Raw genomic sequence first — 20,751 nt, 5'->3', positions numbered from 1 at the left:
CATTAAAGCATAAGGAAGGAACCCTGTGCCCAATCTAAGTCTGGAAGATCAAACCACAGAATTTCTGCTCTACACCGCACCCAACGGCAAGATAAAGGTAGAGGTGGTGCTCAGCAATGAGACCATCTGGCTGACTCAGGAAAGAATGGCGGAGCTGTTTGGTGTGCAGCGCCCGGCAATTACCAAGCACCTGAAGAACATTTTTGAAAGCGGAGAGTTAGAGGAATCAGTGGTATGTTCCATTTTGGAACATACCACTGAACACGGCGCTGTGGCCGGGAAAACCCAGACGAACAGGGTCAAATACTACAACCTGGATGCCGTGATTTCGGTTGGCTACCGGGTCAACTCGGCACAGGCCACCCAATTCCGTATCTGGGCGACGCAGCTGATCAAAGAGTACATCATCAAGGGCTTTGTCATAGATGATGAGCGCCTGAAAAACGGCCGCTACTTTGGTAAAGATTACTTCCGCGAATTACTGGAGCGGGTGCGCTCCATTCGGGCCAGTGAGCGGCGCATCTACCAGCAGATTACCGATATTTTTGCTGAATGCAGCATTGATTACGACCCCAGATCGAAAACCACCCAGTTGTTCTATGCCCACGTTCAGGACAAGTTCCATTACGCCATTACTGGCCACACCGCCGCAGAAATCATTTCACTAAAAGCTGATGCCGGTAAACCTTTGATGGGCATGAACACATACAAAAACGCACCGGCTGGCCGGGTATTAAAGTCAGATTCGGTGGTCGCGAAGAATTATTTGAGCGAAACCGAAATAAAACAACTCGAACGGGCAGTCTCGGCTTTCTTCGACTATATCGAAGGCATCATCGAGCGGCGCAACAGTTTTACGATGGAAAGCTTTGCTGAGAGCGTCAACAAATTTCTTGCCTTCAATGAGTACCGGATTCTGGAAGGCTATGGCACCGTTAGCCGAAAGCAGGCCGAGCAAAAGGCTTATGCCGAATACGACAAGTTCAACAAGCAGCAACATATCGAATCAGACTTCGATCGCGAAGTGAAAAAGCTGCTTCAAAGAAAGGACGCGGATACGTGATTGACTACAAGGCCATTGCCGAAACCAATCAATTTATCGTTCTGGATAGATATACCAAGTGCGTTCAGCTCAGTGAAACCTATCAAAGTGAATACGACCTGGAACGGGAATTTATCGCCGACCTTGAAAACCAGGGGTATGAATATCTGCCGGACCTCAACTCCCCGGATGCACTGCTGGCCAATGTGCGCCAACAGCTACAAACGCTGAACAAACTGCAGTTTTCCGAGAGCGAATGGCAGCGCTTTGTGGAAACGTTTCTGGACCGGCCCAGTGAAACCGTCATCGATAAAACCCGCAAAGTTCACGATGACTATATTCACGACTTCGTATTCGATGATGGCCGTATCCAGAACATTTACCTACTGGATAAAAAGAACGTTACCCGTAACAAGCTACAGGTCATCAAGCAATTTGAGCAAACTGGTAGCCATGCTAATCGCTACGATGTCACCATTCTGGTCAATGGGTTGCCCATGGTGCAGGTGGAACTGAAACGGCGCGGTGTAGCCATTCGCGAGGCCTTTAATCAGGTTCACCGCTACAGCAAAGAGAGCTTTAACAGCGAGCATTCCCTGTTCAAGTATCTGCAGCTGTTTGTGATTTCCAATGGAACTGATACCCGCTACTTTGCCAACACCACGCAGCGGGACAAGAACAACTTTGACTTCACCATGCATTGGGCAAAGGCCGACAACACCCTGATCAAAGACTTGAAAGACTTCACCACCACCTTCTTTCAGAGGAACACTCTGCTGGAAGTGCTGTTGAAATACTCGGTGTTTGATGTCAGCAACACCCTGCTGGTAATGCGCCCTTACCAAATTGCCGCGACCGAACGTATCCTGTGGAAAATCAAAAGTTCTCACGCGAGCAAGAACTGGAGCAAGCCGGAAAGCGGCGGCTATGTCTGGCACACCACAGGCTCCGGCAAGACATTGACCAGCTTCAAAGCAGCAAGGCTGGCCACCGAGCTGGACGTTATCGAAAAGGTATTCTTTGTGGTGGACCGGAAAGATCTGGACTACCAGACCATGAAGGAGTACCAGCGGTTCTCCCCCGATAGCGTCAACGGCTCGGACAGCACTGCGGGGCTGAAGCGCAATCTGGACAAAGAAGATAACAAGATCGTCGTCACCACCATTCAAAAGCTCAATAACCTGATGAAGAGCGAAAACGACCTGCCAATATACACCAGGCAAGTCGTTTTTATTTTTGACGAGTGCCACCGCAGTCAGTTTGGTGAAGCACAGAAAAACCTTAAGAAGAAGTTCAAGCGGTTCTATCAGTTCGGCTTTACCGGCACCCCCATTTTCCCCCAGAACGCTCTGGGTGCAGAAACCACCGCCAGCGTGTTTGGTCGCGAATTGCACTCCTATGTGATCACCGACGCCATTCGCGATGAAAAGGTGCTCAAGTTCAAGGTGGACTACAACGATGTGCGCCCCCAGTTCAAAGCCATTGAAACCGAGCAGGACGAGACAAAACTGACGGCAGCGGAAAATCGGCAGGCCTTGCTGCACCCCGAACGTATCCGGGAAGTATCACAGTACATTCTGAATCACTATCGGCAGAAGACCCATCGTCTACAAGCGGGTGCCATGGGCTTTAACGCAATGTTTGCCGTCAGCAGCGTGGACGCCGCAAAGCTCTATTATGAATCGCTGAACAAACTTCAAGCCGAGAGTGATAAACCACTCAGAATTGCCACCATTTTTTCCTTTGCCGCCAACGAGGAACAGGATGCCATTGGCGATATTGCTGACGAGAGCTTTGAAGTCTCGGCTATGAACAGCAGCGCCAAGGAGTTTTTAAACGCCGCGATTGCCGACTACAACGCTTTATTCAAAACCAGCTTCAGTGTCGACAGCAACGGCTTCCAGAACTACTACCGCGATTTGGCCAAGCGCGTTAAAACCAGAGACATCGACCTGTTAATTGTGGTGGGCATGTTCCTGACCGGCTTTGATGCGCCAGTGCTCAACACCTTGTTCGTGGATAAGAACCTGCGCTACCACGGCCTGATCCAGGCCTTTTCGCGCACCAACCGGATTTATGACGCCACCAAAACCTTTGGCAATATCGTAACCTTCCGTGATCTGGAGCAAGCAACCATTAACGCCATCACCTTGTTTGGCGACAAGAACACCAAGAACGTAGTGCTGGAGAAAAGCTACAAGGAATACATGGAAGGCTTCACCGATCTCGTTACCGGCGAAGCACGACGTGGCTTCATGACGGTGGTAGCAGAATTGGAACAGCGCTTTCCCGCCCCGGATGAGATTGTTAAAGAAAAAGACAGGAAGGCGTTTTCCAAGCTGTTCGGCGAGTACCTTCGCGTTGAAAACATTCTGCAGAATTTCGATGAATTTGCCAGCCTGAAAGCGCTGCAAACGATTGATACAAGTGACCCTGAAGAGGTGGAGGCATTCAAGGCGAAACATTATCTGAGCGATGATGATCTCGCCGTCTTACAGAACATCCGATTACCCTCCGAGCGCAAGATTCAGGATTATCGCTCCACCTACAACGACATTCGCGATTGGTTGCGCCGCGAAAAAGCCGGCAACGATAACAACCAGTCCAGCATCGAATGGGATGATGTGGTCTTCGAGGTGGATCTGCTCAAGTCACAGGAAATCAATCTGGACTACATTCTGGAGCTGATCTTTGAGCACAATAAAAAAACCAAAAGCAAGTCAGACCTGATTGAAGAAGTGCGCCGCCTGATTCGGGCCAGCCTTGGTAATAGAGCCAAGGAGAGTTTGGTGGTCGACTTTATCAACCAGGCAGATCTGGACGATATTCCTGACAAGGCCAGTGTCATTGATGCGTTCTTCACCTATGCAAGAGCTGAGCAACAGCGTGAAGCACAAGCACTCATTACCGCCGAGAATCTGAACGCTGAGGCAGCCAGACGCTATATCGCCACGTCGTTGAAGCGAGAACATGCCAGCGACAATGGCACTGAACTCAATAACATTCTGCCCAAGATGAGCCCGCTGAACCCGCAATATCTGACGAAGAAACAAAGCGTTTTCGCTAAAGTTGCTGCGTTTGTGGAGAAGTTCAAAGGTGTGGGTGGTAATGTCTAGTGCTTGCCCCCCGCCGCAAAGAACGCTAGCAGGATGATGAAATTAACTCCAAGAGCCGGGCCCTTACGCACGCGCCACTCCCGTCCTCTTGTCCATGGAATGGCTACCAGGGAGACGGCATACTTCCTTCATCAATCAACTCCTGAGTTTGCAATCGGTAGCCGCTTGGATCCCCTTCAACCACTTCGGCTTGGACGTTTTCGATCAGCGGCGTGTGGAAATCGTGGCTGCGATCATAGTTGCAGGTAGAGCAGAAAGCTTTCCACCAAGCAAGCGCTTCTCCCTTACCCGAAAACCCAACAATCAGAGTATGGTTGTAGTCATCAAGCGGGTAGTCCCGATACCACTTACGCAACTTGTCATCAAGATCCTCGGGTAGCGAGAAGGTAACTTCATAGAACGTCTGAGTCCGGTAGGAAAACCATTGCGCATATACGGAACGAGGCGCCTTTTTGGGGTAGATAATTGACACCTTCCCGCCAGGAGGCCTTTGGTCAAAGCCTCCACCCAAGGAGCCAGCGCCAACAGTCCACGCTCCATCGAACTCAACTTGCTTTACCCAAACAGGCCACCCTTCAGGCCCTCCCGCCACAGACACGGCGAAGTCGTACTCGCGAGGTTCCGAGGAGCAAGCGGTTACCAAGATCAGCAATAGAAATGAAAAGGCCACCCTTGCCGTGATGTTATTGCGCATGAGCAACTCCTTTGCTGAGCGGGGTTATGGCCTTAGTTGGCCGGTTGAAAAACACTGTCCGATTACCAGAGGGTTCCGGCTCCAAACCAAGCCGGTAGATGCTGTCAGAGGTGTGGATATATCCCCCCAGGTAATCCCTTGACGCATCAAGTGATCCCCCACTTTTATGCCAACTGTGCAGCGCGGCCTGCAAGTCTTGAGGGATTTGGAAGTCCTCGCTGTTGGTATTCATCTGCCTGAGTGGCACGTCGCTCTGCAACGCGAGCTCGTACATCCGATGCAGATTATAGATAGCCAATTCCTTACGGGTACGCCTGCGCTCCTGTACGTGGATATCACCGTTTGGCTGGGGCACCGCCACCACCGTCCGGCCTGGGCGCGCGTACTTCGCCTCAAGCTGTGGAATCGCTGTGCGCTGAGTATGGCCGCCGTCCGCAAGACCCGAGTGGATGCCCAGAACGATCTTCTCAATATTTTCGAAGCCCTTGTCCGGATTTTCATAACCGCCGCCCACATCGGAATGGGCACCCGGTACGGCTATTTCCGTAAAGTGTGATGGCCCACTACCGTTGGCGCCCATAATACTGCTCAATGGGAAATTCTTGCGGATCTCATGATGGGCCGTAAGGTGCACCACCCGTTCGGCACTGCTGGGCGAAAGGTTCAGGTTAAAGTCCAGGTTGGCGTTGTCTCCGGGTAGGTAAAAACTACCCACAGTGTCAAACAGGCCAACAAAATTGACCCGTACCTTCACACCAGACGGGAAAGCGGGTACGGGTGTAACGCCAACCATTGGGGAGAACAAAGAGGCACCCTTAAACTGGGGCAGCAGGACCGTTTCCGGTTGTCCATTGATCAGATTGACAAAATGCCGGGCCAGGGCTGCGCCACGGCTGAAGCCGAATACATCGAAGACCACTTCGTTGTAATCCCCAGCATGGATTTCATCTCGCATCCTTGTAATCGCAATCTCTATCCTGTCATGGCCCCCTTCGGGCCCAATGCCCAAACCCAGGCCCATGAGGTCCTCCGAGGCCTCAAAGCCATCCGGAGTGTGCTTGCCGTCGATAGTCCCAGGGCCTTTAATATAAATCGCCCGATGGCCACTACCAACGCCATCGTCACGGTATAAGTTATACAGCTTCGCCACATTCGTCACATCGCGGTTCGCCAGAATCTGGTCATTGCCTTGATGGTTGCCAGTGCCATCAAAAAACACCCCCAGGCGAAGGGGTTTGCCAGACTCATCAATATCCTTGGTGGCCTGAGAAGGAGTTGCGGCTGAGCCACCTCTTCCACCTGCGTGGCTGGAGGTGCTACTGCGCAGCTGCGCCCCGGAAGAGGCCTGCATGCCGTTTGTGTGTGTTTCTGCTGTACTGGATTCTGAGCCCAAAGGCGCAGAGTGAGAATTTGCCCCCGAAACACCAGAGAATGGCAATGGCGCATGGGTATCGCCAACCACCACGCTACTGCTGCCAATGGTGACTCCACCACAGGAAATCGCACCACCGGTTGTGGCAACGGGTAACCCGTTAATGAAAACCGTGCTTGAACCGGAAGCGATAGTACGCGGATGAGGGGAATGCTTGGGTTTGGAGTGCGGGGCAAGTTGGTCACCTACCCGCGCGACGGGCTTGCCGTCGATGAATACATCCGGGGAACCATTGATTACCGGGGTGGGCGGAAAACCCTCATGGTCGGTACCTAGATCCCCCAACAGCACAACTTTCTTGCCGCTCATGGCTTTGCTCCTTGCTTCTTCCTTGATGCCCGGGAAACGATCCCGAACTCTCCTTGATGGGCAGCTCTGCCCCTATGCCTACCCTCTTCAGAGTTGCATGTGCTCCATATGCGGTGGAAGTGTATCAGCATTGCTCGATTTCAAGTAAGCCTCTACGCTTTCCCCGCTTCACAGATGGCGCAGAAACTCATGCCGGGATCCCAATAGGTGCGCACTCTGCTAGTCTCGTCCTATGAAGCGCGTTAACTGGGATGCTGAAAAGAACCAGCAGTTGATGAGCGAGCGCAGAGTTTCCTTCGAAGCTGTCCTGTTTGCTCTGCAGTCTGGTGGTTTACTTGATGATGGACCTCAGCCCAGCAGGGACAAGTATCCGAATCAACGCCTGCTTGTGGTTCAGGTTGACGATTACGCCTAGCTGATACCGTACGTTGAAAATGATAGCGAAATTTTTCTCAAGACGGTCATCCCCAGTCGCAAGAGCACCAAGAAATTTCTAGGGAGGTAGCATGGCTAAGACCAACTTAGATCCCGAAGAGCAAGAACTGCTGGAGACTTACGAATCCGGAGAGTTCGAGTCAGATCTGGATGCCGATCGTCGGGAGTACTTGACGAAAGTAGCGGAAGGCACGTTTAAGAAAGACAAGCGGATCAATATACCCATCTCCAGTTGAGACCTGGAAGAGGGACTTCCTTACCAAATGGGGAGCAGCGGTGTCTTTTCCATTGCGGCTTCGTCTCCACTCCAAAGCTACCCGTGTTGATAGCGTCAGACCGAGACGAAGACACGGAGCCTTCCCCTGAAAACAAGAGGTCTAAAACCGATACGTTTACTGATGCTCATATTTGTTAGCTGAAACAGAGAAAGCACGGTTTGGCTGTGGCAACCTCTGCGATCGGTGTACTTCAGGGAAGAATCGTATTTATGTCAGGAACAGACTGTCGCGATAAAAGTCTGCAAACAATTTCCGTAAGTCAGCGAAGCCCTGCTCTGGGCTTTAGTGTGTCATACAAAAAAAGCATTCCGATCCCCGGCCTGAAACCAAAGTCCCGTGAGGAGCTGGGATATCCGGGAGTTGGCCGTTGGACACGCAGTGCGCAGGCAACAGGATCTAAGATACAGTATCTTATCGGGTTGTTTTTTCTGCTGTTGCCACTGACTGTCTACGCGGTAACGCTGGGCAACTATTTCCATCCTATTTTGTTGTGCGGTCCGTTTTTCGGCATTTGCATGCTTTCCTCTCGACTGAACACCACACGGAAGCTGCTCAAGTACGGAGCCACGTTGCTAAAACTGGACACGGAACCTGAGGTTGGTGGCAACGCTTCAGGAAGCATACGTTTTCTGAAGCCTCTGCGGGGAAACCAGCCAGTGGAGGTGAAGCTGGTTTGTTATAAGAAGGACGCAATCGTTAGTAATAATAATTCGTCGCGTGACGCCGAATACTGGAGCATAAAGCAGCAGATTCGGGTCAAGCCTGAAGGCAGGGAGCGTGTTGCGCTATTCAGTTTTGATGTGCCTTCAGGACTGCCCGTTAATGACCTGCCATGTTATTACTGGCTACTGGAATTGCGGGGAACGCATGGTCAGAAAAGTCTGTATCGCTCCTGGCGCATGCCGATCGACTCTACTGTAATAGCCCTCATTTAAATCGGACACCTTGGTAGAAGCAAAGGCCTAGGCATAGACCTAGTGCAAAGGAGTGTCCAAGGTGGAGAGAATCGAAGTCATAACGGGAGTGCAGCGCCGTCGCCGTTATTCCGCGCAGGAGAAGGCGTTCATGGTTGCTGAATGTGAGCGGCCAGGCATGTCGGTATCGCTTGTAGCCCGACGCCATGGTATGTCAGCAAGTCTGTTGTTCCGTTGGAAGAAGCTGATGAAAGACGGTCGCATGTCCGCGATTGAATCCGGTGATGAGGTTGTCAGTGCATCCGAGGTGAAGGCCTTTAACAAGAAGGTTCGGGAGCTGGAGCAGATGTTGGGCCGCAAGACGATTGAAGCTGAAATACTCCGGGAAGCCCTGGAGGTGGCTCAGTCAAAAAAGTTGATCTCGCGCACGCCGTTGCTGCCACCGAACGATACCCTCTGAAGTGGGTTGCGGAAGTGCCGAAAGTATCGCGCTCCGATCTATTGGATCGTCTTCATGGTCGCCAGAAAGGCCGAAGCCCGAGATACAGCAAACAGGACGATGACAGACTCCAACCGGCATTTACCGTTTATCCATGAGCTCTGTGAGGCCCCTGCTGCCAACGGCTATCGAACGAACACGGCTCGACTGAATCGGTTGCTCGCAGCAAATGATGAGCGAGTAAACCACAAGCGCATGTACCGACTGATGAAGCAGGATGGGCTGTTGTTACCCCGGCATACGGGACGGCCCCAGGAGCGCTGCCATAACGGCCAGATCATCATTTTAAAGCCGGACCTTCGCTGGTACTCGGATGGCCTTGAGATCCGCTTCTGGTAAAAGGAGGTCGTTCGCGTGGTCTTTAGCCTCGACTGCTGTGATCGGCGGAGGCCTTCCTGAAGACGTTTTAGCGCGACTATGTGTTACTGAGCGATCTCCCAGATGCCGCCACGGCGATGGCCAGGTTGCCGGAATGGATCGAAGACTATAATCGCAGCCACCCGTGCAAGGGGCTGAAAATGAAATCACCTTGGGAGTACCGGGCGGAACTGGCATCAAACGAATGAGGAGGTGTCCGGTTTAGCGGGGGCGGCTACACTTCGATACTTTCGATTGCAAACAGCAAACTCATGAGGTAGCCTAATTTTGGCTACGCCACTCACAATAAGGAGGTATTTTATGCCGGAATATACTGTTGCTCTTTGGGTTGAGAGCGCCAGCGGCAATCAGGATCGCGTCACAAAGATCGTGTACGCAGAAGATAGGAGCGAAGCTGTGTCTGAGGCTGCCGGAGAGCTATCCCGCAGCGATACAGTAAAGAAAGTTATAAGTGTCGAGGAAAGATAAAAACTGTCATCAACATGATAACGGTTAAAATATCGGCCAGCTTTAGATAACTCATTACGGGTGACTGGCCGATATTCATTTAAACTGAACCGACTAAAATATATAAGAATCTGTGCCTTAACCGCGCTTTCCAAGAGAAAATTTTAATGATAAAAATCAAACATCGTAAGACTTTATCTCGAGATCAGAATAACCTCTACCCTTAAGCTCTTTATATGCAACCATTCGCTCTGCGTGCGTCTTAGAAAAAAAACCCTTAGAGCTATATATTTCAAATAATTCTTTATCATCTAAACGCTTATATTTCTTTTCTGAATTTTTAGTAAGATCAGAGACTCTCTCCATATTACCCACATAAGACTTACCTGCATTTCCGATAATATCCAATGCCTTTTTTAAAAAACTCATCACAACCATCCTAAGCAAAATTTTTAGATATCTTAAGTATATAATACTCCATCGACAAAGTCATCCTTCCGCTGCTGAGAAGCTGCTTAAGGAGTCGTTTATAAATCAACATGCTTTATATATAAGCTATCGGATAGCTTCGACTAAATATATTCGCCTTGTAGTTGCCTCCGCTAACCCGGACACCTCCTCATTCGTTTGATGCCAGTTCCGCCCGGTACTCCCAAGGTGATTTCATTTTCAGCCCCTCGTCATCATGGATGAATTTGAATTCGACGAAGCAAAAAGCCAGGCCAATCTGGATAAGCACGGTATTGATTTCGTTGCTGCCCAGAGGCTGTGTAAAGATCCATACCTGCTGGAGATCCGCGCAAAATCGGAGGTTGAGCTCTATGAAAGCTAAAAACTTCGACAAAAAATTTGAGGAAGGTCAGGAAGACATTATTGATGACCTGGACCTGTCCTCTGTTCGCCGCGTTATTGATGACCTGGACCTGTCCTCTGTTCGCCGCGTTAATCAGGAACAAAAGCGAATCAACGTCGATTTCCCGGCTTGGGTTGTCGAGTCTTTGGATCGTGAGGCCGCGCGCATAGGCGTTACCCGTCAATCGATCATCAAGGTGTGGCTGGTGGAGCGTCTTCAGGCAGAATCTGCTAACAAACGGCTCAATGGTGATACCGCAGGCGGCGCAAATTAGCGGAGCGTTAATTGTCTAAGATTACACACGGAGATTGGCCTGCTGATTCAGGGCTCGGATACCAACGTCAAACTCTATGACACCACAGAAATACATGCCGAACAGGCGGTTCAGCTTGCCTTGGACGGGATTTAACCAGGAGCGGCAGATTAGTTACCCCCACTCGGGGCCTCGATTTTGACGGCCCGATACGGCTCCCCCTCCTCAGTCTGCAACTGATAGTCATAAGCCGCCTGCAAGCCGGTTTCGTCCTCGCCCTGCTCTTCTGCGCTCGGTTCAAGGGAGCGCGGGTAAAGCGGCGACAGCAGTGCCGCCAGTATGCCGATGGCGGCAAACATGGCAAACGCATCCGCATAACTGAACTCGTTCACCAACATACCCACGATGGGCGAGCCGACGGCCTGGCCAAGGGATACCGATATAAAGGGCAGCACCGGCCCCACAGACAACCGGCCGGGTAGCAGGCGGATGCCGGTCATCAGGTACAGGCCGGTCAGGCTCATGTAGGCCAGGCCGAATACCAGGGCGGAGAACACCGCAATCACTATATTGCCGGGGCTGGCGGCCAGCAGGGCCAGGCTGGCAGACAGCATCATCAGCATCAAGGCCTGGGTGATGGGTGGGTTGTTGCGATCGGCAAGGTCTGCAACCACGGCACCGCCCAGCCCAGCCAGGCCTACCCCCAGCCACAGCCAGCCGGTGGAGCCCGATGGCAAGGCACCCACGGTAACCGCCAGGTCCGGCGCAAAAATCCAGTACGCGGCAGACACAAAGCCCATCACGAAGGCGAACAATGAGAGCCGCAGCAGGCGCACCCACTGCAGGGTAGTAATGGCAGGCGGCGGCGCTGCGTTCGCCGGCATGACGCGTGAAACCGAGGGGATGAAATACCAGGTTGCCAACACCCCGATAATGGCCAAAACCGCGAAGGAGAAATAGGCATAACGCCAGGCCCCGGCCAGTAACAGAATGGCCGACGCGGCGCCCACCACACCCACACTGGTACCGGCGTTCATCACCGAGCTTACGCGCCCATGCAGGGAGCGTTTTACCAGCGCCTGCATGGCGGCGGTCAGTGCCGGCATCATCAGGCCAGTGCAGATACCACAAGCGACTACGCCCACGCCCAGGGACAAAACGCCCGATGCCTGGCTGATTAACACCAGACCCACCGCACCAAAGCCGCCAGATAGCACTGCCGTGTTGCGGGCGCCCAAGCGATCAGCCGCCAGCGGCGCGACCAGGGTAGCCAGGATAAAACTGATGAGGGGAAGCGCGCCGATGATGCCGATCATGTCTGGCGAGAGTTCCAGCTCTGCCCGGATCGGCGGCACGAACAAGCCGAAGGCGAAACGGGCCAGCCCGAAGCTGATGGCAATCAGGGCGGCACCCAGAAGAGCAAACGAGGTACTTGAAGGAAACTTCATGTCACCTCCGGCAGGCTACTGTAAATTTACGGCGGCACTACACAGCGTCTGGCAACGTTGCCACCAGGAAGTCCACCAGCGCCCTCACCTTGGGCGTAACAAACTTGCGGGTGGGATAAACCGCATACACCCCCAGCTCGGTAGAGCAGTATTCCGGCAGCAACTCCACCAGCCTGCCCGAGTCCAGATCATCACGCAACAGGAAGCTCGGCTGGTACACCACCCCCTGGTGAGCCACCGCGGCGGCGCAACAGGTGTCACCGTTGTTGGCGTACATCCACGGGCGCACCCGCGTGCTGACCGGCCCCTCCGGCCCCTGAAACTGCCATTCGTTACCGCTGGCCAGGTTGCTGTAGGCAATGACCTTGTGGGGCATCAGGTCTTCAGGTGTTTCCGGGGCTCCGTGCGCCCGGATGTATTCCGGAGAAGCGCACACCATCAGCCGGGTATTGGTGAGCCGACGGCTCACCAGGGTGGAGGTTCGCAGGCTGGCAATACGAATGGCCAGGTCAAAGCCTTCTTCAACGATATCCACGATGCGATCAGACAACTCGATGTTCAGTTCCACATCCGGAAACCGGGCGTGGAACTCGCCCCACAGCGGGGCCAGATGTCGAATGCCGAAACTCACCGGTGCGTTGACGCGCAGCACCCCTTTGGCCACGCTGGTGCGCGAGGTCAGTTCTGCTTCGGCCTCTTCCACCCCCGCCAGCAGTTCCCGGCAACGAACGTAAAACACCTCCCCTTCCGCTGTCAGGGACAACCGCCGGGTGGTGCGGTGTAGCAGCCGCACGGTAAGGCGCGATTCCAGCTCGTTGATGTACCGCGACACCGCAGCCTTGGACATACCCATGGTCTCGGAGGCGGCGACAAAACTGCCGGCTTCCACAACGGCGCAGAAGGTCTGCATTTCCAGTAATCGATCCATTTTATTGTTCCACTTTTTGAAACAGTCAATCTATTAAACGTATGTTTATCCCAAAAATAGATCCCCGTAAAGTAGCCCCATACTCAACCACACAGAAGGAAGCACGATTATGAACAACGCACTCATCAACAAACTGCTCGATACCAACGCTGGCTGGGGCGCCCTCGCCCTGCGTATTCCGGTAGGCATTATCTTCGTCGCCCACGGTGCCCAGAAGCTGTTCGGCTGGTTCGGAGGCTACGGCCTTGAAGGCACCGGGCAATGGATGGATTCTATTGGTTTAAGCCCGGGCTACCTGATGGCCCTGCTGGCCGGCGGTACGGAGTTCTTTGGCGGTCTTGCGCTGATCATCGGCCTGCTGGTTCGCCCTGCCAGCGCGGCTCTGGCCTTCGCCATGGTGATTGCCATTTTCAGCGTGCACATCCAGAACGGCCTGTTTATGAGCAACAATGGCTACGAATTCGGACTGGCCTTGCTGGCGGCTTCTGTTTCGCTGATGTTCAGCGGTGCCGGGCGCGCATCGGTTGACCGGCTTGTGGCCGCTCGCTAAACAGTACACCGAACTCAACCCAAAGGAGCAACGCGCCATGACCAGTCTGTTCGTATCCCACGGCGCCCCCACCTTTGCACTGGAGCCGGGCCTGGCAGGCCCGGCCCTCACCCGGCTGGGGCAGCAACTTCCACGGCCGACTGCCGTGCTGGTGGTGTCGCCCCACTGGATGACGCCCGAGGTGCGGGTAGGCCTTGCCGAAACACCGGCAACCATCCACGACTTCAACGGTTTCGAACCCGCGCTTTATGAGCTCGAGTACACGGCTCCGGGCCACCCGGCTTTTGCCAGAATGGCGCTTTCTCTCCTTGAGGAAGCGGGCTGGAAGCCAGTCGCCGACGCTCAACGCGGCCTCGACCACGGGGCTTGGGTGCCGTTGCGGCATCTTTACCCGGATGCGTCCGTGCCGGTATTTCAGGTATCCCTGCCGGATTGGCTCGACAGCCACTCTGCCTGGCGCCTGGGCCAGACGCTAGCCCCTTTGCAAAAAGAGGGTGTTCTGATCGTCGGCTCCGGCAGCCTGACCCACAACCTGTATGAGGTCCGCTGGCGCGACGAACAGGCAAGCGAATACGCCCGGGACTTCAGCCACTGGATTCGGGAAGCGGCGATTGCAGGCGATCACGAGCGACTGGTAAACGCCCTGACCCTGGCTCCCCATGCCCGCCGCGCACACCCCACGGTTGAGCATTTCCTGCCACTACTGGTTGCCCTTGGAGCTGCTGATTCCAATGCCCGGGCCACGGTTATTGAAGGTGGCATTGAGCACGGGGTGCTTTCGATGGATTCGTTTGTTTTCTGACGGGCGGCTCCACACTGCATCCGAAAATTCCCGGTCGGCTTGAAAAGGGCCGACTAAAACCCGTTCAGAGTCCCCGTTTCTGCTCGTACATTTTCGAATCGGCGCGCCCAAGCAGGTTGCGCGCCGTGTGGCCGTCTTCGGGGTACAAGGCAACACCCACGCTGAGGGAAATCAGCACCCTCTGGCCTCCCAGCACCATGGGCGCGGCCATTACCTCGCGGATTTTGCCAACAGCAGCATCCGCAGCGGAAAGATCGCCGATGTCGGTCAACAACACGGTGAATTCGTCACCGCCCATGCGCGCTACGGTGTCTGTTTCGCGGGTGCACTGTTCCAGCCGGCGCGCGGTTTCGATCAGCAGCTGGTCGCCTGCCTCATGGCCCAGGTTGTCGTTGATCTGTTTGAAATCGTTGAGGTCCAGATACAACAGGGCTACGTGGCTGTTATGCCGGCTGGCTGACTTCAGTGCGGTTTCCAGCCGATCGTAAAACAGTGATCGGTTAGTCAAACCAGTCAGGGGGTCGTGGTGCGCAAGAAAACGCAGGTGATCTTCCGCGCGCTTACGCTCGACAACGGTCGCAACCTGGGCGGCAACGAACTGAAGCAGCTCCTGGTCCTCAGCGCGGTAATGGGTGTGTTCTGAATGGCTCTCAATCACCAGCGCGCCCAGTACCGACTCGTTTGAGATCAGAGGCACACCCAGCCAGTTCTTGGGGCCAGGCGCGTTCAATCCATCCATCGTTATCGCCCCAAGACCCGGTTGATAGGGATCCCGTGAGGTCAGTATGGCCTGTCCGGAGCCGATCACCTCGGCCAGCGCGGTGCCGGGTTGCATCGAGCCTTCAATCCAGTCATTGGAGCCATCGGCTGACCAGTCCGGAACGGTCAACACCGCCTTCACCGGATCATAGAATACCAGGTGCAGATCGTTGTGCGGAAACAGCTCTGTAATCACCTGCCGCACACCGTCGCAGATCCCACGCAGGCTATCGGCAGCGTGTGTGGCTTCCGATATTCGGTAGAGCGCATCCCGGGTTTGATTGGCGCGCCGCAGAGACGTCACATTGCGGGCCAGGCCAATTCGCAATCGATCGTCTTCTGACCAGCGCGCAGACCATAATATATGAACCGCATGGCCCTCTTTATGGAGGTATCGGTTTTCAAAGTTGGTGTGGGCCTGGCCCTGCATAACGCGCTTGGCTTCTGCGCGGGTGCGCTCACGGTCATCGGGATGAAGGTAATCGAAAATCAACGTGCCGATCATTTCAGAGGCGGTGTACCCCAGTAGTGCCTCGCAGGCGTCGCTGACAAACACAATGTTCCCGAATTCATCCACAACGAATACTGGATCCAGCAACAGATTAACCAGCTTGGGATACAGGGTTTCAAGATCGACAGGCATAGGCGCAGCCATTTACTTCACATGTGAAAGCATATTTCACTAGCATAATCGGGAATGGGCGCAACGGATAGCCACTTAGCGGCCAAAGGGCAAACACACAAAGCCCGTCTATTCTCAGCCCTTCAACTGGCGGACGGCAGGTTGCCCCCGAGCATGTTTTCAACCACGGCGGCGTTATAGAAGGTTTCCACCGTGTGTATTTTGTCATTCCGGACACGAAACCAGACCGCAAGCCGCACGTCTCCGATCGGTTTGAAGTGGGTCTGGTAGTCCAGAATGGCGTAAACGTGTTCGCCGTCAGCGCTGAGCTGGCGAATAACCAGGTCTTTCTGGATGGCCGCCATGCCGAATTGGTACGCCAGCATGTCGTCGGGCCGCAGGAAACGCATGTTCGGCCCCACATATTCAAACCCCTCTTCAACCAGCAAGGCCTTTGCCTCATCAAAACGCTGGGCCTGAATGTCTGAAATGAACTGCGCCACGATGTCTTTGGGCTGCATGAATAGACTCCGTTTTCAGAGTAGAGAGGATTCAGTACCTGAATCTACCAAATTAGTGCCTCAACATGTCAGTGCTATTTGAGCGACTCATCTGGCGCGCGTAAAGAGCACATCCGACAAAAGAATGATCCCTAGAGCATGCGTTTTTCCGTTTGATTGCTAAGCTTGTGATGACCCAAAAATAATAAAGGAGAACACCATGTTAGACAGAGCATCCAAGCCCTTTGTCAGTCTGGTGGAGAAGTACCTGCCAGACCCCTACCTGTTCGTTATTATCCTCACGCTACTGTCGTTCATCGCCGCCATGGTCTTTGAAGGCCATGGCCCGTTGGCGGTGATCGAGATGTGGGGTAATGGCTTCTGGAACCTGCTGACGTTCTCCATGCAGATGCTGCTGGTGCTGGTTACCGGGTTTATGCTGGCCAGCACACCACTGGTGCGTGGCATACTCAACCGGATTGCGGGCCTGGCAAGAACGCCTGGGCAAGCGATTGTGCTGGTTACCTTCGTGGCCCTGATTGCCAGCTGGATCAACTGGGGGTTCGGCCTGGTGGTGGGGGCGCTGTTTGCCAAAGCCCTGGCCCGGCAGATTCGGGTGCACTATCCGCTGTTGATCGCCAGCGCCTACTCCGGGTTTATCGTGTGGCACGGCGGGCTGGCGGGGTCCATTCCGCTGGTGATTGCCACCGATGGACACTTCACGGAAAACGTGATCGGCGTTATCGGTACCAGCGAAACCATTTTCGCGTTTTTCAACCTGGCCATCGTGGTGGCCCTGTTTATCGTGGTGCCGCTGGTTAACCGGCTCATGTTGCCCGAGGAACGAGACAGCGTGTACGCAGACCCGAAAGTGCTGGACGACGAGCCAGACACTGCCGTTGTGATCAATCGCCCGGCGGACCACCTGGAAAACAGCAGGATTCTGGCGTGGCTGATTGGCTTCAGCGGCATCGCGTTCATCTTCCAGTATTTCATTAACGGTGGCGGCCTGAACCTGAACATCGTCAACTTCATGTTCCTGTTCCTGGCAATCATTCTACACCAGACTCCCAAACGCCTGCTGGCCAGTCTGAACGAGGCGGTTAAAGGTGGTTCCGGCATCGTGATTCAGTTCCCCTTCTATGCAGGCATCATGGGGGTTATGACTGCATCCGGCCTGGCCGCCAGCATTTCCTCGGGCTTCGTTTCCATCGCCAGCGCGCAAAGCCTGCCTTTCTGGAGCTTTATCAGCGCGGGCCTGGTGAACATCTTTGTGCCGTCTGGTGGTGGGCAATGGGCGGTGCAGGCGCCGGTCATGCTGCCAGCTGCCCAGGAACTGGGTGCTGATATCCCCAGGGTTGCCATGGCGGTAGCCTGGGGTGACGCCTGGACCAACCTGCTGCAACCTTTCTGGGCCCTGCCCGTGCTGGCGATTGCCGGGCTGAAAGCCAAAGACATCATGGGCTATTGTCTGATGCTGCTGTTTATTACCGGCGCCATCATCAGCATCGGCCTGACCTGGCTTTAACCCTCCCCCTGCCGGCTGTTGGCGAGCCTCTTTGCCAACAGCCGGTACTTTCCCGACGATATCCTTAAAACCGGTTGTCGATTTCCATCAGCCTCGCCCGACTTACCAGTGAAGACAACCCACAATCACTGGAGAAAGCTGGTATGAGATACATGCTGATGCGCAAGGCCGATACAGACACTGAGAACGCCGTATTGCCGACCGAAGAGATCCTGCAGGCGATGGCTGACTACAACGAACGCATGCTACACGCCGGGGTGTTCGTTGATGGCAATGGCTTGCGGCCAACCCGCGAAGGATGCCGCATACAGTTCCGTAATGGTGAACCAACGGTGGTGCGCGGCCCCTTTGAGCACACCCACGAACTGCTCGCTGGCTACAGCGTGCTTGAGGCGGATTCCCTGGAAGACGCCATCGCCTGGGCAAAGCAGTGGCCCCGGGAAGATTCCGACGGCAACGTGACCCTGGAGTTACGCCGTTACTTCACCCTGGAGGACTTTGAGCCGGGCGCGGCCCTCGAGAAGCACCGCTCCATGGGAAATTTGCCCCGTGAAATGAACGTGCATGTGGCCTTCGGCGGCAATTGCCGGGAGGCGATGGAATTCTATGCTGAGGTAACCGCCGGTCATCTGGAAGCCATGATTACCTATGGAGAAACACCGGCAAAGGCGGATGTACCCGAAGCGATGCACGACCGCATTGTTCACTCCTCCCTGAACCTGAGGGGGCGCCGATTGATGGGGGCGGACATGGCAGGCGACTGCTATCAAGCACCCCAGGGCGCCCAGGTTCACCTGGATTACGCTGATACGGAGCGGGCAGAGCAGGTTTTCCAGGCGCTGTCTGAGGGAGGCACAACAATCATGCCATTTGAAGAGACGTTCTGGGCGCACCGGTTTGGGATGGTGAAGGACCGCTTTGGTGTTCAGTGGATGATCAGTGCCGAACTGGATCAGTGTCAGTAGGCCCGGCGTTCGGCCAGGCCAGTGCGCTACCCGGCAGGAGGTGTGGGGGTAATGTCCCACACCTCCTGTAGTCCGGTGTGTTTGATGAACGCCGTACCGGCGGGATTCACCCCAGGTTTTTGCGTAGGAATTTCTGGATTTCGCCGACGATCCCGCTGCGGAATGCCAGTACGGTCAGCACGAAGATGCCGCCGAGGATCGGGTTCACCCAGTCCCGCAATGGTCCCTGGGACAACTGGTATTCGATGTTGACCACAAAGGTGGCGCCCACCACCGGGCCGAGCAAGGTACCCATGCCGCCGACCAGTGTCATCAGGATGACCTCACCGGACATGTGCCAGTGGGCGTCGTTGAGCGAGGCGAGCTGGAACACCACCGATTTCATGGAACCTGCCAGGCCCGCCAGCGCCGCCGAAATCACGAACGCCAGCACTTTGTAGCGGTCCACGTTGTAACCGAGTGACACCGCGCGGGGTTCGTTCTGCTTGATGGCCTTGAGCACCTGGCCATAGGGGCTGCTGACAATGCGCTGAACCAGCAGGTAGCAACCGATAAACACGGCCAGCACGAAGTAGTACATGTTCAGGTTTTTCGACAGGTCAATCAGCCCGAACAGGTGGCCCCGGGGGATCCCGTGCATGCCATCTTCACCGCCGGTAAATTCCGACTGAACAAAGAAGAAATAGACCAGCTGGGCCAGGGCCAGGGTGACCATGGCAAAGTAGATGCCTTGCCGGCGAATGGACAACAAGGCGAACGCCAGGCCCAGGGCCGTTGCGACCAGCGTGCCTGCAATAATGCCCACTTCTGTGGTCAGGCCTGAATAATTGCTGAGCAGGTAACCGGTGGTGTAACCGCCGGTGGCGAGAAACGCGGCATGGCCAAAGGACAACAGCCCGGTAAAACCGAACAGCAGGTTAAAGGCCACCGCAAAGAGTGCGAAGCACAGGATCTTCATCAGGAAGACCGGGTACATCGCGAATGGCGCCGCCAGCAGCAAGAGCAGCAGTACGCCGTTGAGGAGCATCTTCCGGCGATCCTGGGCCTTTTGCTGGTCGATGATCGCCTTTCGCACGTCGGCGGGATTAAAGGATTGGCTCATGATTATGCTTCCTTACCGAACAGGCCTGAGGGTCGGAACATCAACACCACCACCATGACCAGGAAAATAACGGCAGACGACGCGGGTGGATAAAAGGTTTTGGTGAGGCCTTCAATCACGCCCATCATAATGCCCGTGATAATCGCCCCGCCAATGGAGCCCATACCGCCAATCACCACCACGGCAAACACCACGATCAGAGTATTGGCGCCCATGCCGGGCGTGACGGAGTAGATGGGTGCGGCAAGCACACCGGCAAAAGCCGCCAGCGCCACACCAAAGCCGTAAGTGAGGCTGACCAGCAAAGGCACGTTGATGCCGAAGCCTTGCATGAGTTGGGAATCTTCTGTGCCGGCCCGCAAATAGGCCCCCAGTTTGGTTTTTTCGATCATGAACCAGGTGCCAAAACACACCAGCAGCGCCACCACAATCACCCAGGCCCGGTAATAAGGCAGGAACATAAAGTCCAGTTTAATGCCGCCCTTGAACATATCGGGCATGGCATAGCGCAGGCCAGACACACCGTAGATATTAGTGAGCACGCCCTGAATAATCAGCGCCACCCCGAAGGTAAGCAGCAGGCTGTAAATGTGATCTTGCCCGGCAATTCGCCGCAGCAGGAAATATTCAATCAGCACCCCGAACACGCCGACCAATAGCGGCGCCATAAACAAGGCGACCCAATAGTTGACGCCCAGGGTGTTGAACATAACCACCGTCAACAGGGCACCCAGCATGTACATGGCACCGTGGGCGAAGTTGATGATCTTCAGCAGGCCGAAGATGATGGCAAGGCCCAGGCTTAACAGGGCATAGAAGGCGCCATTGATGAACCCGATCAAAAGCTGACCGGAGAGCACAGCAAGAGGGACGCCGAAAATCATGGTCATGGGTTTA

20 protein-coding genes and 1 pseudogene are annotated in these 20,751 nt (G+C 54.6%); 12 read left to right on the top strand and 9 right to left on the bottom strand.

Annotated features, from left to right (window positions below; all coding sequences use genetic code 11):
* Positions 1 to 25: 25 nt before the first annotated feature.
* Both QUE75_RS06265 and QUE75_RS06260 read left to right on the top strand, forming a co-directional pair.
* Positions 26 to 1,063, top strand: coding sequence for a virulence RhuM family protein (locus QUE75_RS06265; protein ID WP_286254429.1), 1,038 nt, complete (start codon positions 26 to 28; stop codon positions 1,061 to 1,063).
* On the top strand, positions 1,060 to 4,158 hold the full coding sequence (locus tag QUE75_RS06260) for a type I restriction endonuclease subunit R (RefSeq protein ID WP_286254427.1): 3,099 nt from the start codon (positions 1,060 to 1,062) through the stop codon (positions 4,156 to 4,158). Before QUE75_RS06265 ends, QUE75_RS06260 begins: the two co-directional genes overlap by 4 nt.
* Positions 4,159 to 4,261: 103 nt before the next feature.
* Here QUE75_RS06260 and QUE75_RS06255 read toward each other — a convergent pair whose 3' ends face one another.
* Together QUE75_RS06255 and QUE75_RS06250 are read right to left on the bottom strand one after the other, a co-directional pair.
* Entirely contained in the window at positions 4,262 to 4,852 is a 591-nt protein-coding gene (locus tag QUE75_RS06255; RefSeq protein WP_286254426.1) for a DUF2931 family protein, read from the bottom strand.
* The gene (locus QUE75_RS06250; RefSeq protein WP_286254424.1) at positions 4,842 to 6,593 is read right to left on the bottom strand and encodes a type VI secretion system PAAR protein; all 1,752 of its coding nucleotides are present in this window, start codon (positions 6,591 to 6,593) and stop codon (positions 4,842 to 4,844) included. The genes QUE75_RS06255 and QUE75_RS06250 overlap by 11 nt, the downstream gene beginning before the upstream one ends.
* Positions 6,594 to 6,825: 232 nt before the next feature.
* Here QUE75_RS06250 and QUE75_RS06245 point away from each other — a divergent pair, with 232 nt between their 5' ends.
* The 4 genes and pseudogenes from QUE75_RS06245 (at position 6,826) to QUE75_RS06230 (ending at position 9,285) form a co-directional block, all read left to right on the top strand.
* Complete coding sequence (locus tag QUE75_RS06245; protein ID WP_286254422.1) at positions 6,826 to 7,008, top strand: hypothetical protein; 183 nt, start codon at positions 6,826 to 6,828, stop codon at positions 7,006 to 7,008.
* Between the two features lie 91 nt (positions 7,009 to 7,099).
* Complete coding sequence (locus tag QUE75_RS06240) at positions 7,100 to 7,264, top strand: hypothetical protein (protein WP_286254420.1); 165 nt, start codon at positions 7,100 to 7,102, stop codon at positions 7,262 to 7,264.
* A 251-nt stretch (positions 7,265 to 7,515) separates the two neighbouring features.
* Positions 7,516 to 8,241, top strand: a complete 726-nt coding sequence (locus tag QUE75_RS06235) for a hypothetical protein (protein ID WP_286254418.1) — start codon at positions 7,516 to 7,518, stop codon at positions 8,239 to 8,241.
* A 61-nt stretch (positions 8,242 to 8,302) separates the two neighbouring features.
* Positions 8,303 to 9,285: pseudogene (locus QUE75_RS06230) on the top strand (transposase).
* A 436-nt stretch (positions 9,286 to 9,721) separates the two neighbouring features.
* Here the strand turns inward: QUE75_RS06230 and QUE75_RS06225 are convergent.
* Positions 9,722 to 9,973 (bottom strand): hypothetical protein, encoded by a 252-nt coding sequence (locus QUE75_RS06225; RefSeq protein ID WP_286254417.1) that lies wholly within the window; start codon positions 9,971 to 9,973, stop codon positions 9,722 to 9,724.
* A 256-nt stretch (positions 9,974 to 10,229) separates the two neighbouring features.
* Here QUE75_RS06225 and QUE75_RS06220 point away from each other — a divergent pair, with 256 nt between their 5' ends.
* Both QUE75_RS06220 and brnA read left to right on the top strand, forming a co-directional pair.
* Complete coding sequence (locus QUE75_RS06220; RefSeq protein WP_286254415.1) at positions 10,230 to 10,376, top strand: BrnT family toxin; 147 nt, start codon at positions 10,230 to 10,232, stop codon at positions 10,374 to 10,376.
* Entirely contained in the window at positions 10,366 to 10,671 is a 306-nt protein-coding gene (brnA, locus tag QUE75_RS06215) for a type II toxin-antitoxin system BrnA family antitoxin (RefSeq protein ID WP_286254413.1), read from the top strand. Before QUE75_RS06220 ends, brnA begins: the two co-directional genes overlap by 11 nt.
* Positions 10,672 to 10,820: 149 nt before the next feature.
* Here brnA and QUE75_RS06210 read toward each other — a convergent pair whose 3' ends face one another.
* Positions 10,821 to 12,098, bottom strand: a complete 1,278-nt coding sequence (locus tag QUE75_RS06210) for an MFS transporter (protein ID WP_286254411.1) — start codon at positions 12,096 to 12,098, stop codon at positions 10,821 to 10,823.
* 37 nt (positions 12,099 to 12,135) lie between these two features.
* Positions 12,136 to 13,026, bottom strand: coding sequence for a LysR family transcriptional regulator (locus QUE75_RS06205; protein WP_286254409.1), 891 nt, complete (start codon positions 13,024 to 13,026; stop codon positions 12,136 to 12,138).
* A 109-nt stretch (positions 13,027 to 13,135) separates the two neighbouring features.
* Between QUE75_RS06205 and QUE75_RS06200 the strand changes: the two genes are divergently transcribed.
* Positions 13,136 to 13,576, top strand: a complete 441-nt coding sequence (locus QUE75_RS06200) for a DoxX family protein (protein ID WP_286254407.1) — start codon at positions 13,136 to 13,138, stop codon at positions 13,574 to 13,576.
* 37 nt (positions 13,577 to 13,613) lie between these two features.
* Positions 13,614 to 14,378, top strand: coding sequence for a dioxygenase family protein (locus QUE75_RS06195; RefSeq protein ID WP_286254405.1), 765 nt, complete (start codon positions 13,614 to 13,616; stop codon positions 14,376 to 14,378).
* 64 nt (positions 14,379 to 14,442) lie between these two features.
* On the opposite strand, the gene QUE75_RS06190 is transcribed toward QUE75_RS06195, so the two are convergent.
* Complete coding sequence (locus QUE75_RS06190) at positions 14,443 to 15,792, bottom strand: GGDEF domain-containing protein (protein ID WP_286254403.1); 1,350 nt, start codon at positions 15,790 to 15,792, stop codon at positions 14,443 to 14,445.
* A 110-nt stretch (positions 15,793 to 15,902) separates the two neighbouring features.
* Positions 15,903 to 16,280 (bottom strand): nuclear transport factor 2-like protein, encoded by a 378-nt coding sequence (locus QUE75_RS06185; protein ID WP_061333520.1) that lies wholly within the window; start codon positions 16,278 to 16,280, stop codon positions 15,903 to 15,905.
* A 199-nt stretch (positions 16,281 to 16,479) separates the two neighbouring features.
* Here QUE75_RS06185 and QUE75_RS06180 point away from each other — a divergent pair, with 199 nt between their 5' ends.
* Together QUE75_RS06180 and QUE75_RS06175 are read left to right on the top strand one after the other, a co-directional pair.
* Positions 16,480 to 17,787, top strand: a complete 1,308-nt coding sequence (locus tag QUE75_RS06180; protein WP_106693749.1) for a short-chain fatty acid transporter — start codon at positions 16,480 to 16,482, stop codon at positions 17,785 to 17,787.
* A gap of 143 nt (positions 17,788 to 17,930) precedes the next feature.
* The gene (locus tag QUE75_RS06175; protein WP_286254398.1) at positions 17,931 to 18,752 is read left to right on the top strand and encodes a YciI family protein; all 822 of its coding nucleotides are present in this window, start codon (positions 17,931 to 17,933) and stop codon (positions 18,750 to 18,752) included.
* Positions 18,753 to 18,858: 106 nt separating this feature from the next.
* On the opposite strand, the gene QUE75_RS06170 is transcribed toward QUE75_RS06175, so the two are convergent.
* The gene (locus tag QUE75_RS06170; RefSeq protein WP_106693751.1) at positions 18,859 to 19,854 is read right to left on the bottom strand and encodes a branched-chain amino acid ABC transporter permease; all 996 of its coding nucleotides are present in this window, start codon (positions 19,852 to 19,854) and stop codon (positions 18,859 to 18,861) included.
* Between the two features lie 2 nt (positions 19,855 to 19,856).
* Positions 19,857 to 20,744, bottom strand: a complete 888-nt coding sequence (locus QUE75_RS06165) for a branched-chain amino acid ABC transporter permease (RefSeq protein WP_106693752.1) — start codon at positions 20,742 to 20,744, stop codon at positions 19,857 to 19,859.
* Positions 20,745 to 20,751: the final 7 nt, after the last annotated feature.

The sequence above is a fragment of the Marinobacter shengliensis genome (assembly GCF_030297115.1).
Taxonomy (GTDB): Bacteria; Pseudomonadota; Gammaproteobacteria; order Pseudomonadales; family Oleiphilaceae; genus Marinobacter; species Marinobacter shengliensis.
Note: the sequence above shows the minus strand (reverse complement) of the source record. Positions and strands in the feature narration are given on the sequence as shown.

Excerpts from the sequence above, each read along its gene's own strand:
- QUE75_RS06255 (WP_286254426.1), bottom strand. The coding sequence starts at position 4,852 with ATGCGCAATAACATCACGGCAAGGGTGGCCTTTTCATTTCTATTGCTG.
- QUE75_RS06250 (WP_286254424.1), bottom strand. The coding sequence starts at position 6,593 with ATGAGCGGCAAGAAAGTTGTGCTGTTGGGGGATCTAGGTACCGACCAT.
- QUE75_RS06245 (WP_286254422.1), top strand. The coding sequence starts at position 6,826 with ATGAAGCGCGTTAACTGGGATGCTGAAAAGAACCAGCAGTTGATGAGC.
- QUE75_RS06240 (WP_286254420.1), top strand. The coding sequence starts at position 7,100 with ATGGCTAAGACCAACTTAGATCCCGAAGAGCAAGAACTGCTGGAGACT.
- QUE75_RS06235 (WP_286254418.1), top strand. The coding sequence starts at position 7,516 with ATGTCAGGAACAGACTGTCGCGATAAAAGTCTGCAAACAATTTCCGTA.
- QUE75_RS06225 (WP_286254417.1), bottom strand. The coding sequence starts at position 9,973 with ATGAGTTTTTTAAAAAAGGCATTGGATATTATCGGAAATGCAGGTAAG.
- QUE75_RS06220 (WP_286254415.1), top strand. The coding sequence starts at position 10,230 with ATGGATGAATTTGAATTCGACGAAGCAAAAAGCCAGGCCAATCTGGAT.
- brnA (WP_286254413.1), top strand. The coding sequence starts at position 10,366 with ATGAAAGCTAAAAACTTCGACAAAAAATTTGAGGAAGGTCAGGAAGAC.
- QUE75_RS06210 (WP_286254411.1), bottom strand. The coding sequence starts at position 12,098 with ATGAAGTTTCCTTCAAGTACCTCGTTTGCTCTTCTGGGTGCCGCCCTG.
- QUE75_RS06205 (WP_286254409.1), bottom strand. The coding sequence starts at position 13,026 with ATGGATCGATTACTGGAAATGCAGACCTTCTGCGCCGTTGTGGAAGCC.
- QUE75_RS06200 (WP_286254407.1), top strand. The coding sequence starts at position 13,136 with ATGAACAACGCACTCATCAACAAACTGCTCGATACCAACGCTGGCTGG.
- QUE75_RS06195 (WP_286254405.1), top strand. The coding sequence starts at position 13,614 with ATGACCAGTCTGTTCGTATCCCACGGCGCCCCCACCTTTGCACTGGAG.
- QUE75_RS06190 (WP_286254403.1), bottom strand. The coding sequence starts at position 15,792 with ATGGCTGCGCCTATGCCTGTCGATCTTGAAACCCTGTATCCCAAGCTG.
- QUE75_RS06185 (WP_061333520.1), bottom strand. The coding sequence starts at position 16,280 with ATGCAGCCCAAAGACATCGTGGCGCAGTTCATTTCAGACATTCAGGCC.
- QUE75_RS06180 (WP_106693749.1), top strand. The coding sequence starts at position 16,480 with ATGTTAGACAGAGCATCCAAGCCCTTTGTCAGTCTGGTGGAGAAGTAC.
- QUE75_RS06175 (WP_286254398.1), top strand. The coding sequence starts at position 17,931 with ATGAGATACATGCTGATGCGCAAGGCCGATACAGACACTGAGAACGCC.
- QUE75_RS06170 (WP_106693751.1), bottom strand. The coding sequence starts at position 19,854 with ATGAGCCAATCCTTTAATCCCGCCGACGTGCGAAAGGCGATCATCGAC.
- QUE75_RS06165 (WP_106693752.1), bottom strand. The coding sequence starts at position 20,744 with ATGACCATGATTTTCGGCGTCCCTCTTGCTGTGCTCTCCGGTCAGCTT.